General features: G+C 50.5%; 13 protein-coding genes. All 13 read right to left on the bottom strand.

Features of this window, described 5'->3' with window-relative positions; translation table 11 throughout:
* Positions 1-2: 2 nt before the first annotated feature.
* Positions 3-1,109 carry a copper amine oxidase N-terminal domain-containing protein gene (locus NR121_RS14165; RefSeq protein ID WP_054819773.1) on the bottom strand — a complete coding sequence of 369 codons (1,107 nt, stop codon included), beginning with the start codon at positions 1,107-1,109 and terminating at the stop codon, positions 3-5.
* Between the two features lie 87 nt (positions 1,110-1,196).
* Complete coding sequence (locus tag NR121_RS14160; protein ID WP_256831353.1) at positions 1,197-2,174, bottom strand: hypothetical protein; 978 nt, start codon at positions 2,172-2,174, stop codon at positions 1,197-1,199.
* Complete coding sequence (locus tag NR121_RS14155) at positions 2,161-2,709, bottom strand: hypothetical protein (RefSeq protein WP_256831352.1); 549 nt, start codon at positions 2,707-2,709, stop codon at positions 2,161-2,163. The genes NR121_RS14160 and NR121_RS14155 overlap by 14 nt, the downstream gene beginning before the upstream one ends.
* A gap of 10 nt (positions 2,710-2,719) precedes the next feature.
* Positions 2,720-3,109 (bottom strand): hypothetical protein, encoded by a 390-nt coding sequence (locus NR121_RS14150; RefSeq protein WP_054819772.1) that lies wholly within the window; start codon positions 3,107-3,109, stop codon positions 2,720-2,722.
* A 72-nt stretch (positions 3,110-3,181) separates the two neighbouring features.
* Positions 3,182-3,661 (bottom strand): hypothetical protein, encoded by a 480-nt coding sequence (locus tag NR121_RS14145; RefSeq protein ID WP_054819771.1) that lies wholly within the window; start codon positions 3,659-3,661, stop codon positions 3,182-3,184.
* Between the two features lie 72 nt (positions 3,662-3,733).
* A complete protein-coding gene (locus NR121_RS14140) occupies positions 3,734-5,797 on the bottom strand; it encodes a hypothetical protein (protein ID WP_054819770.1) in 2,064 nt (687 codons plus the stop codon).
* Entirely contained in the window at positions 5,787-7,655 is a 1,869-nt protein-coding gene (locus NR121_RS14135) for a CpaF/VirB11 family protein (protein ID WP_256831351.1), read from the bottom strand. The genes NR121_RS14140 and NR121_RS14135 overlap by 11 nt, the downstream gene beginning before the upstream one ends.
* Positions 7,652-8,500, bottom strand: a complete 849-nt coding sequence (locus tag NR121_RS14130; protein ID WP_095397607.1) for a CpaE/TadZ family protein — start codon at positions 8,498-8,500, stop codon at positions 7,652-7,654. Before NR121_RS14130 ends, NR121_RS14135 begins: the two co-directional genes overlap by 4 nt.
* Before the next feature lie 39 nt (positions 8,501-8,539).
* Positions 8,540-9,262 (bottom strand): hypothetical protein, encoded by a 723-nt coding sequence (locus NR121_RS14125; RefSeq protein WP_054819767.1) that lies wholly within the window; start codon positions 9,260-9,262, stop codon positions 8,540-8,542.
* A 9-nt stretch (positions 9,263-9,271) separates the two neighbouring features.
* Positions 9,272-10,363: an SAF domain-containing protein gene (locus NR121_RS14120; protein ID WP_216539271.1), complete on the bottom strand. Its 1,092-nt coding sequence runs from the start codon at positions 10,361-10,363 to the stop codon at positions 9,272-9,274.
* A gap of 30 nt (positions 10,364-10,393) precedes the next feature.
* Entirely contained in the window at positions 10,394-10,564 is a 171-nt protein-coding gene (locus NR121_RS14115) for a hypothetical protein (RefSeq protein ID WP_213594294.1), read from the bottom strand.
* Between the two features lie 83 nt (positions 10,565-10,647).
* Positions 10,648-11,592: a ParB/RepB/Spo0J family partition protein gene (locus NR121_RS14110; RefSeq protein ID WP_256831350.1), complete on the bottom strand. Its 945-nt coding sequence runs from the start codon at positions 11,590-11,592 to the stop codon at positions 10,648-10,650.
* Entirely contained in the window at positions 11,540-12,367 is an 828-nt protein-coding gene (locus tag NR121_RS14105; RefSeq protein ID WP_256831349.1) for a ParA family protein, read from the bottom strand. The genes NR121_RS14110 and NR121_RS14105 overlap by 53 nt, the downstream gene beginning before the upstream one ends.
* Positions 12,368-12,374 lie beyond the last annotated feature (7 nt).

Below are 12,374 nucleotides of genomic sequence, written 5' to 3'. Positions count from 1 at the left end.
GATCATTCCACCTTTGAAATCGTGTGGTTGAAAAACAAGCTGGCCGTTGGCGAGACTTTCAACGTGCTTCCCCAATTGCCGCCGACATTGGTGACCATTTTGATGTCGGCGTACCCTTCATACCACACATTCTTCTCAAAATCTGCTTCCTGCGGAAACCAGTTATCATAAATCAACCGTTCATGATGTTTAAACGAGAGGAATTGAACCCGAAACTTGACGCGAATATAATCCGCTCCAAACCCGTCATAAAAAATCATGGACGGCTCCGGTTCCAGGTAGCCCATAATATGAATTTGATTTTCTTTCACCCAATCCACATATTCACGAATGTATCTCAATTCCGCATTGGAGTTTTGCATCTTCGTTGCAAACATGGCCTGCGCCCACGTATCATCAATCGTGCGGTAATCTACATTTAACAACAAAGCGCCAAACGTTTTTAAGTGTCCCATCCAGATGTCCACGTTCTGCTTGTTGTATTCGGGGATGGTCGCGTACAGTTCGGAAGACACTTTGCTTTCTGAAGGACGGGAGTGGGGGTACGCCATCTCGTACATCTCATTGGGAACATCGGCCAAAATGTAGGGATAGTCCGCCGTATTTTTCGGAAGATCCGTCGTGCGGAGCAAGCGGCCCCATTTATCCGTGTCGCTCTCAGAGATGTCCTTCGTGTGAATTGTCACCGTTGACGTACTGCCGTCCCATTCCACCTCTGCGCCCAGCACCTCGCTGACAAAGCGCAACGGCACATACGTCCGGCCGTCCTTGGTTACCACTTGCGTATCTAAAGCGACCTCTTGTCCATTGACAAGCGCAATATTTGAACCGATTTGCAGTCGAATCTGCTGGCCGTCCCGTTCAATCGGCACCGATTGGCTCTGAGCTTCCCAGCCAACCTTGGCACCGAGCGACTCTGCGACAAAGCGAACCGGCACTAATGTCCGCTGGTTCTCATCAACATAAGCTTGGGCATCGGGAAACCATATTTTCTTGCCGTCCAGCACCACGCTTACAAACGTAGGAGGAAGACTGGCAGCACTTGCCGTAGCCCCGAACAAGCTGATAACCAGGACGGCAATCGTCATGGCCATAAACCATTTCTTCACTCATTTCACCTCTTATTCAAGTAATCCTGACTGGACTGGTTGTACTGTTACTACTAGCATAATGTGCATGAGTCAGACTGTCCACCCTTAGAAAGAGGAACAAGAAAGCGGCATATATCCCTGTTGCGCCGCCGTTTTTTCGCTTGCGAACGTTTCTTCTATCGGATAGGAGTACGGACAGCTTCTGCGATAATATACTTTCATATTGTCTTTCATCGCTCCTACAATCTCCGTTTGCTTCATCACGCGACTGCCGCCCAGTGCGTAGTTGTTATATACCTTGCGTCCCATCGGAATGCCCTGCATAAAAGCCACAACGCCTACATCGGCAATCGTGTTGTGCCATTCCTCTAGCGGGATGGACGGCAGTATAAACGTATAGGAAAGACCATTTCGCAGGGCGACCTCGTTATGCTTGTTGATCCGATAGGACAGCTCATCCTGTATTGCGCCCACGATGGTGCTGAGCCGCACTTCATGAAATAACGCCGCATCTCGTAACAACGGAATGTTGGCCTCCGCCTGAATGTCCCTACGAAAACCCTCATGCCAACTGCGAGTTGCCGCAGCATACACCAGCACTTGTTCATCCAACGTAAAGGAATAGCTGTTGCCGCTTGAATCGGTATACGCATACGGCCGTTTGGTTCCCCAAGCCGGTGCCATGACCGTTTGGCCGTTACGATCTGTCCATTCATCCTCGGCATAAACATAAAACCCATCGTATCCAATGACAACAATCACCGGAATGTAACGGTTCAAAACCCCTTGCGCAACCGGATCGCCGGATATGCCGAAATTGGTGTACAACGTCCGGTAAAACGCCGTGAGCGCTTCCTCCGTGTTGACCGCCACTCGCTTGACCGACTCGTAGCGTGACTCATGCTGCTGATCTGCATTGATGATGAGTGCTTGTGCCGCCGCATCCACCGCTGCATCCATGGCAGCGTCATAACGCAGTTCGAGCAGCATCGTTTGACGCATCAGTTCTACGTCAATCTGATTGATTGTGGCAAACGGGAAAAAGATCAGCACACCAACGACAGCCCATTCAATCCACTTCATTGCGTACCCCCCCGCCATAAGGAATGAATATTTTATCGTTCGGGCTGACGGTGCTGTTCAGAAAATCAAACAAGACCGTGCCGGGCGTACGGCTCACATTTTTGACCGTGACGGTGAACGTATCGCCCACCCGCAGTTTGTACCTTCTTGACGGGTCGTCTCTGGGGGCAGAGCTACCGGGAAACAGCACCGGCAAGATCTGAGCGTTGTAAAACGCATCGTAATGCACTTCATACGTACCCTGGAACGTTTCTGGCCTGGTCGGATCGTCATATACCGGCACATATTTCTTGCTTTCATGTTCCATCTGCACATCGAAATCAAGGCCCGTCGCCTCAATAGTTTGTCTGAAATCGGTATACATGGTCGGTGAAATATATCCTTTGTCACGTACCGCATCCACAAACGCCGTTGTCGCCCGCAGGACGACTAATTCTGAAATATCATCCTGCTGCTGGAACGCTGTGTAAATCGGGTAGATGTAAAGCAGCAGTACGGCAAGCAGTATCGCAAACACCTTGATATAACTGTTCATGGCATTCTCCTCAACGTGTGACGACTACCAGGCGCAATAGCCGCCCGTCCGTGTCACGTTCGTGCAAGACGCTGTATCGGCCATGGAGTTGGATTCTGTCTGAAAACCATTGCTCCCGGTTCACCGGTGATGCGTATCGGACGCCATCCACCACGATTTCCGCATCTCCTTCTTCCAACCGCGCGATGGCCTGAAACACTTCGGTTCCCGACATCCTGCCATCACCGGACAAGGGAGACAACGTTTGCCGGATGGTCCGGTCCTGCGTCATACCGGCGAGATAGGCCGAATCGGCAAGCGTCGCGCCGTTTTGAAACAGCCATAGCCCGTTAACCACGGCGATCAAAAACAGGAGACAGGATGCACTCATCTCCAACATCGTTCGCGTCGCGTAATCCAATGGCTTCCTCCTTTCAGCAAACGGGGGCGCCAGCTAGACGGCCCCCCCTTGGCTTCATTTCGTTTTCGTGCCTTATTGTTGGCGGAACACGATCCCGCGAATGACGTTGCTGCGATCCAGCACCAATTTCGCCTGAAACTTTCCGCTTGGATTGACATAGTTCACATTGGCTTCATCGACGGTATGCTCCAGACGTCCAGGTGCATCGCCAACGACCGATCCATATGTGATGCTGTCCATTGGAACGCCAATGTTGATGACTTTGCCATACCACTGTCCGGTCGGGTTTTTCCCGGTGATAATTTGAATGCCAAACTGCTCCTGATCCGAAAACTTGCGCAGAGCATTGACGACTTGGCTGCCCGAAAGTGTGGTGTTGTCATACACCGTAAAGGCCGTCTGAGATAATTCCGTTTGGATATTGCTAAAATTGCTTTGAGCTGCTTTTGTTGAATCTTGTGCGGAAATAAACAACACGACGGCGAGGGTAATGAGCGCAATTGCGAGGAAAATGCCCGCCGCCATTACCAGCGCCTTTTGTGCATTGGACATGGTCGATCTCTCCTTTAAATGTAGAAATAAAAAACGGTCCTTTCCAACATGGAAAGCACCACTAAAGATGAATCATTGAATGCGTTGCAATTGCTCGTAGTACACCGACATTTGGTTCAAGCTAACAACAATGAGCGGAATGACCAGATAACCGAAAATAAGCGCCATCATTGGTGCGAACCCGATCATTCTGCCCCAGCCCGCCTTGTGCTCAATCAATCGTTCGTACTCCTGCTTGCGTTCTTCCTGTGCATACACGTACTCGGACTCCAAATCATCGAACGCTTTTCGAATCGGCAGCGTGCTTGCCGCCAGTTCCAGCTTTTCCACCATGCGCACGAATGGCTTAAAAGGCGCATCCTCCTTGAGCTGCGCCAGCGCCTGTTCAGCGCCTTGATCAAAATGGAGCAGGCATGTTTGCAGCGGCTCTTCGAACACGCGGGCGAACTGCTCCATCCAGATTAGCAAATGCTCTACCGACATGCGGTCCATATCGGCCAGCATCGCAATGACCGCCTGCAATTGATCCACTTCATGCTTCATTTCCATTTGCCGCATCTTGCGCTGGAACAGGCGAATGCCGACCGGCGCCCAGTAGCCGACCCAGCCCGCCAAAACGGTCAATAGCACTTGCCACCATTTGACGTATTGCCTGTCGAGTTTCTCCAACTTGCCCATAATGCGCTGTGTATCCGCGCGAAGCGCTTCATCCGAACGTTCTCCTCCGGTCTCCTTTCGCAACAGCTCCAAGAGCGACTCCTCTGTAGGCCTCACCCCCTTTACTTTATCGATGATTCTCCGATCCAGCACGGCTGCTTCAAGCGCTTTTTCCTGCTCCTCAGGCGTCGCTTGACCAAACAGCGTATCAGCATACACCGGCGCGTACAGCACTTGATGCCGATCCGCATAATGCAAAGCTATGAATAGTCCCATTGCTGCAAGAAAAGCCATGCTTCCCGCCACGATTCGCTGGACATAAAACCATTCCAACCGCAAAGGAGAAGCCGTTTCTTTCAGTAGCTTCACCATCCGTTCCGCTTCCCTTGAGCCAGGAGCAGGACCCAAACGGTGAACGAGCCAACGCATCCAGCCCCGGCCGTGCACCCATTTTTCCCATCTCTTTCGGCTGGTGATTTTCGGTGAGGTCTCCAAGTTCTGAATATGACGAAGCAGAACATAGGAGAGCCAAACGCCCCCCATCAAGCCGAGCTTTATGCTCCAACCCATCACACTGCTGTAAAAGGCGTCCATCGCCGAAAAATAATAGCTGGCCCATGCTTCAATCGGACGGGTAAACAAGAGCGGAAGCAGGGCAATAACGGACAGCCCATGCAACAAAAAACCAAGGCGTTCCCGGCGCAACAGTTCAAAGTTTAATTCACCGGCCAATTTTCCCAATGCCTTCAAATACAATGATCCGCTATCCGTTTGTTTGTCTCCGTATTCCTTCACCAGATACGACAATCCGGCCAAACCTTTCAAATAACGGTTCGGAGCCGCTTCCAAGTATTGTTCCAGTCGTTCTTCCGCGTGGCTGTCGGTCAACACTTCAACGATTTCCTGGCCGTGCAAAGTCATTTCATACGGCGCTTCATCCGTCGCTTCGTAAATCGCTTCTTCTACCATTCCGTGTCGGTGATAATGATGACGGACATCCCCGAAAAACTGGCGTAGCTGACGCAACAATCGCATTTCCAACCGTTGTACGAATACGTCTGTTAACATGCCGTGGCAAACCCAACCGCCAATCATCAGCATAACAAGTGTAAATACATCGCGCACCCAAAGCGTGATCGGCACAGCCGCTGCAAGCAACATGCCCCAGAGCCAAAGCGCCGTCCGCATCGTCTCCAGACGCAGCTTCCACTCATCGCTCAGGTGGAGAATAACCAAACGACGACGAATGAAGTGTAAGTAGGTACGCAAGAGCGGTACACGAGAGCAGAGGGTATAGAGTTGTTGCATGCCGTTGTGCAATGCCTGCTTGTTGCTCGTTTTAGCAGGTTGGCGCAAGGCTTCATACTTTCGTGCTGCCCCGGCTTCCCCATAGCGGGACAAAAATTGAAACGCTAAGACCGCCCCAAGAAACAACAGCGTCGCTCCGCCAAGCAGCAGGGAAAGCCACTCAAGATTCATCGCCATCCCCCCAATTACACAAAAACGCCTCGAAAGCTGCCTGGTCCGGACCGGCAAGCCGCTCGGCAATCTCTTTGCGGCTTTGTTCGGACAACGGATGAACCGCAACATAACGGCCGTCCCGATATTCAATGACATTTCGCGCTTCATACAGTTTCCGATCCGTGGAGCGATGGAAGTAGTCCGTCACCGTCTCCATAAACGCATCCATCTTCTCATCCAGCGTCTTTTTCTCGCGAAAGTCTGTCCGGTAAGGCATTTCCTGTGCAAGCGGTACGCATTCCGTGATGCGCTCGATATAGCGGCGACCGTCCGCATCCCGTTTTAAATGAATATCAAAGTTGATGACGCTGACCACTTGCTGTTCTGCCACCTGTTCATTGGTAAACACGCCGGTTTTGAGCAATGAATTGCGCAAGGACAACACCAAATCGCGAAACGTTTTGGCGTGGTGGGTAAACAACGTAAAAAGTGAAGCCACTTGCGCCATTTGAATCATCCAGGCCGCTACCGGGTCGGTCGCCACCTCACCCAAAATGTTGACCGAGCCGTCCGTTTTTTTCTGTATATCCAGCCCGGCCTGACCGGAGATCGTTTCCGTTTCCCGAAGGCTGAGAATATTACGATTCGGATAAATTTTGCGCAGTTGCAGTTCAAAGCTCATCTCTTGAACGCGAATCGGGAGCAGGGCGGATATATGACGCACCATGGCCATAAGCAGCGTCGTTTTCCCGCTGCCTTGCGCGCCAGTTATCGCCGTAATGCGCTCTCCCATCACAAGATAGCGAATCAGAGCAATCGGCAGTTCCGCATGTTCATCGCGAATCAGCTGTTCCAAAGTGGCATTTTGCACATCAAATTTGCGCACAAAAAAAGCCCACGACTCGGCAAATCGGGGGCGCAGCACCACGACACGAGAACCGTCGGCCATTTCATTCACCTTGTATCCGGTCGTTTCGGACAACTGGCCGGGAAAATTATGCTTGTAGATGTTTTGGCATACGCGCCGCAGTTCCAGTTCCGATCCAAAGGAGAGGAAACTAAGGTGGATGGATTTCCCCTCATAAAAAACCCACACACTATCATGCGCCCGCGGCACCTCACCGAGTTGAACATCCCCGTCCCAATCCCATGTTTCTTCCCATACGGAAGGCGGCAAACCGGACACTCCGCCGGACACGCCGTCAATGCGCATATCGCGCAGTTCGTCCACGACACTAAAGCCTTTGTAGTGCTGGTAAATGCGCTGCACCACGATTTGAAGTTTATCCTCTTCCGATAGCTGGACGTCCTCTTGTTCATAAATCTCGCCGATCTCCTCAGACGTAATACGGTAAGACAGCTCCTGTTCTTCATGGGCATCCGGCTTGGGCCGATCCAGATCATAGCGGCGTATGAGTTCACTAAGCGCATGATAGCCGTGACGTTTTTTGTATACATGAAGCAAGATGTCAAACTGATCCTGATGCGACAACGATTCAGGGCGATCAAACGGGATCAACCGGTTCAGATGTTCATGATCCAACGTATAGTGCTGTGCAAGCAAATCGGTTATATATTGCTTGACATACATTTTGTCACGCAGATCACCAGACGTGCATCCGCGCAGCGCTTTTTTCATCTCGGCCCGCTTGTTTTTCCGTCGCCGATACTCTTCTTCTGATAGACCGTAATCCGTCAGATTGGCGCTTATCACGTCATGCAGTGCTCCTTTGACGTATTCTTCCATCGCCTTCAACGTGTACACCGGCGCTTCCTGCTGGCGTTCCGGCAAGGTTCGGCTCATGCGCAAATACAAGAACAATACGCCAATTAAGACAATGCCTCCGATTAACAGACCATGTAACACGCCCATCATATCGGGGTCTCCTTCCCGCCGAAAAAGGCATTGTGCAAGCCCGTTTGTTCAATCAACGCCTGTGCCAACGCTCGCACGTCTCGCATGAACAGATAGTTTTCATGTTCCCGCTGCACTTGCCGATTGCGATACATGTAAGAAATCGCCTGCCCGTTTTGTCCATCATCCAACCACCGTGTATTGTAACTGACCGAACATGTTTGTAAACGCCGTCCATAAGGACGCAACAAATTTTTATGGGTCAAAGATGAGTACCGATCATATTTTCCGAATACGAGCACATGCTTTTTAGTTGCGAGCATCGCTTGAAGTTCATCCATCCGAAAAAAACGATGGACAGCCAACCGATTTTGCGGGAGGCACACCACCAGCACATCCGCCAGCCGCAGTAAACTGTTGGTCCATTCCGATGAATTTCCGCTGCCGCCATCCACAAACACAAGATCATACATCCGTTTCGCCATGCTTAGCAGCGATTCCATCCAAGGCGTGGCCATGTCAATAAAACGATCATCCGGCTTGCTTGAACCCGGCAGCAAGTCGAGCCTGTCCTTTAACAAAGGCAGCGTGTAATCCCGAATCATGTTGGGTTGCAATTTTCGGTTTTGCAGCAGTCGCAATAACGCATCTACCCCCATATTGACTGAGACATCCATGTCCATCTCCCGAGAGGCATGCGTTTGATAAAAGCATTGCTTCAAGGCGATATCGTGACTTTCACAATGACCCAGCAGCAACATATGTGCCGAATACTCCAGTCCCATGACCGAGGCAGTCGCTGCCAGATTGCTCGTTGTCCCGGTTCCCGATACCGGACTCCAAAACACGATTGTATGTCCCGTCACCGTGTCCCCTCCTTTTCTCAATCATTTTGATCAGCTTGATTAGCGACGGAAGGCAGCGCGTTCTTGGCGAAGTCGCTTCCATGCCCTGCGAACGGTTTTGTCGTCCCAATCAAACAACTGTTGTGCCATCTCCCATATCGTGCGGCGGTACGTTCCCGATAGTCCCTTCACATCGATGCGGCCATGATGCTGGTTTTCCAGCTCGGCGGATACATCACGCTCATCCAGCGGAAAACGAAAAACCGCTTCCTCCCAGCGAATGGTCTGCTGAGCAAAGGCGGAATCGAGATACGCCTCAGTGACAGTCAGAGGAACAACGGATAGCATCATCTTGTAAAACGATACCGGTTGATTCTGTGCTTCATGCAAGCATAACCGCTGCATCAATTCGACATTTCGCTGCATGGTCAATCGGTTGAAATTGCTGCACCAGATCCGCTTGTCGTAATGGGGTAACTCCCACCCTTTGACCATTTCGGTATGGTCGGTGTCCATCAGCATCACATCGTAATCCATGCCATTTGCTTTTTGATACAAGTATCGTTCCAACTGCGAAAACAAGATAAAACCACAGGCCACGTCTATGCCTTCAAACTCGTAGAGCGGAGCGCGTAATTCTTCCTGCGGCAAATATCCCTGTGTCGTTTGCGCGAGAGTAGAGTCCACCACCAGCACCTTGTAATCCATTGCGGCCAGGAGTTTGCCTAGCAATAACAGCACATGGCTTTTATCCGGCGCTCCTAAAAACACAATCTTTTTCATGGTTCCTCCTTATTGATTGAAGATTTCTGAATAATCCGGGTCCGTTTCTGACTCTGGCTCGGACGCTGGCGGTGGATCGGGCAACGTCGCTTCGGGCGATTCTTCTTCTACCACGACCGGAAGGGAAGAAGGCGGCTGTTCATCTTCTCCTTGCACCGACTCTTGGTCATCCTGCTCCGGGAAACTAGGGGGCTGTGGCATTTGCTGAGCGGCATTGCTTTGCTGTGTTGCGGCCCGTTCATTCATGAGTTGTTGCTGAACGGTGACATTGCCGTACATCACCCGCATCTTGTCCGCTTCACTCATTTCATTTAAGTTACTTTCCAACCTTTCGCGTTGCTGACGAGCCAGTTCAGTAGAAACCTGCTCAACTAGGTTCGGGTTTTGCTCCAATAAATCCAACACCATCGGATTGGCCGGATAAGTCGCCGTCGCTGCCTCTTGCAGTCCCGGTTCGATATAGGGCACTGCGTATAATCTTGCGCCTTGCAAATAGGCATCGATGATCGCGCTTGATGTGAGCAGCAGGTCGGTTTCATTCATCTCCAGCCAAATGACGGTTCCCTCGCGATCAAGCACCTGCTTTTTGGCAAGCACAACGAAATCTTCGCCAGTCGGGAAGTTGATCCTCACATCGATATACTGTGATTTTCCGAGATGCGACGGAAGCTGGATGATTTGAAACTCTTGTGTCCGCACATCCTTGGCAATTGGGTTGCCCTCATACAACACAGAAGCAAGAAGCGGCATTCCCGGGCGAAGTTCAACTTTGGCATGTTTACCGACCGCCTCTTCTTCCTTAACGATCATTTCGGGCGAAACCAATGCGGTCGGCAGGGTCATTGCTGTGACGTCTTCAGGTTCGATCTGGTCACCGGCCGGAATGGTTCGAGCCACGGTCCATACCGTTTGCAGCGATTCTTCTTTAATCGCTGTTAACTGTTCTATTTGCCTCTCATAATGGGCGATCACTTCCTGATGTTCCTGCTGTTGTTCAGCTTGTCTCATCAAGTGAAAAATGGCAGCCGACACGAGCAAAAGAATGCCGATCAAAATGGCAGCGATCACCAACATCTTGCGATGACGATAGGTCCAAGACATGCTCACGACTCCTTTCTATACCAATGAATTTCAACTTCCTTCGTTCTTATTGCTTTTCCGCTTGTCTCGCCTTCGTTTTCTCCGTTCCCCTTTAGCTGTGTTGGAACGTTCCGATTCATCTTCCGGTTCTCTGCGGTCGAAGCCGGGCCTTTCTTTCATTAACCGTTCGTATTTCCGCCATTTCCCTTCCGTAAAGAGCATCTCAGTCACCTCCTCGTAGGCACAAAAAAACTCCCCGGCTATGGAGAGGAAGGAATGGCTATTTTTGTGCATGTTGCTTAAGATTATCGTTCATGTTCGCGCTGCCGCTTGCGATGCCAGCTTTCAAGCAATTGGACAATAAGGTCCTCCTTTTGTTTTTCAGTAAAATTCTTAGGAAAAAAGTGATCAATGCGCTCCCGCTGAATGTGCATTTTTCCCCTCTGATTGGGCTTTTCCTCCGTCAAAATCGAGAAGATAACATCCATATTGAGCCGTCCGCCCTGACTCAGTTTCTTCATACGCAGCGCTTGTGACAAAGAAGGCGTACAGTCTTCGGACTGCATCGTTTCATAAAGGTCTTGCTGCTCTTTTTCGGCCAAGTAAGACAACTCGACAGCCGGATTAAACGCGATCCGTTTTTCATCTACCATTTCAAGAATGGAAGGGATCAAATGAGTCAAGCGAATGTATCTAAATATTTGATTTTTGCTTTCTCCCATTTGTTCTGCTAATATCTCGCTTGATTTCTTTCCTTCAAACTTGTTCCCAAATTGGGAACAAGTTAAGTCAGTACGTTGCCCCTGACGATTCATCGCCTCCAGCTTCATCTTATAAGCAAACGCCTTCTCGCTAGGCGCTATATGCTCCCTTTGCAGGTTGCTGTCCACCATAATAATGGTCGCTTGATCGTCGTCCAGTTCGCGGACGATGCAAGGCATCGTTTCCATACCCGCCAGCTCGCTCGCCTTTTTCCGCCGATGTCCGGCGACCATCTCATAACCGCCCTCTGTCTTCGGACGTACTAATCCAGGAACCAATACGCCGTATTGCTTCACACTATCTGCCATTTCCAGCATCGCTTCATCCGCTTTTACTTTGAATGGATGATCGGGGAAATCGCTGATCTCTGACAACGGGATGTCCATCACTTTTTCCCGCTGTGCATCGGCGCGGCTCTCATCGGTCGAAAACAAATCATCGACTGTGGTCAGCTTGATGCTGGCGCGTCTGTCGTCTTTCTTTGCCAATACCCTTCACCTCCTTTGTAAATGCCGCATACGCTTCGGCTACTTGTCCGTTCGGATCATGCTTATAAATGCTCTTCCCCTTGGCGCTCGTTTCCGCCGCACGGATGGAAAGCGGAATTTCCGTTTGAAACACACGCAGCTTGTCTCCATAATCACGCCGAAGAACAAAGGAAATTTCCTTGGCAAAGTTGGTCCGGTTGTCCACCATCGTCAGCAGCACGCCATCTACCAGCAACTTCGGGTTGATTTGGCGTCGGACACGGGAAACGGTTTGCAAAAGCTGCGTCATTCCTTTCGCCGGTAAATAATGCGCCTGAACCGGAATGATGACGCTATCAGCGGCCGCCAGTGCATTGATGGTCAACATGCCCAAGCTGGGCATACAGTCAATAAGGACATAATCATAGTCCTTTTTCACCTTGTCTATATAGGAGCGCAAGATCGTTTCCCTGCTCATTGTATTGACAAGCGAGACTTCAACAGCAGACAATTCGATGTTACCGGGCATTAGGTCAATCCCTTCGGGATGGTGCAAAATGCCTTTTTGGGGCGGATACGATTCTTCCAACATATTTTTAACGAGCAGTGTAGCCAAAGAAATTGACAAATTATCCGGTTCGCGGTAACCCAACGCATCTGTCAAATAGCCTTGTGCATCCGCATCCACTAGAAGAACCTTTTTACCTTCAGTCGCCAAGCCAATACCCAAATTAACAGCCGTAGTCGTTTTGCCGACACCGCCTTTCTGATTGGCAAGAGCAATCACCTTCGTCATTCGCTGT

Source organism: Paenibacillus sp. Pae15 (assembly GCF_024519685.1).
Lineage (GTDB): Bacteria > Bacillota > Bacilli > Paenibacillales > NBRC-103111 > Paenibacillus_G > Paenibacillus_G naphthalenovorans.
This window is presented reverse-complemented; position numbering and strand designations above follow the sequence as displayed.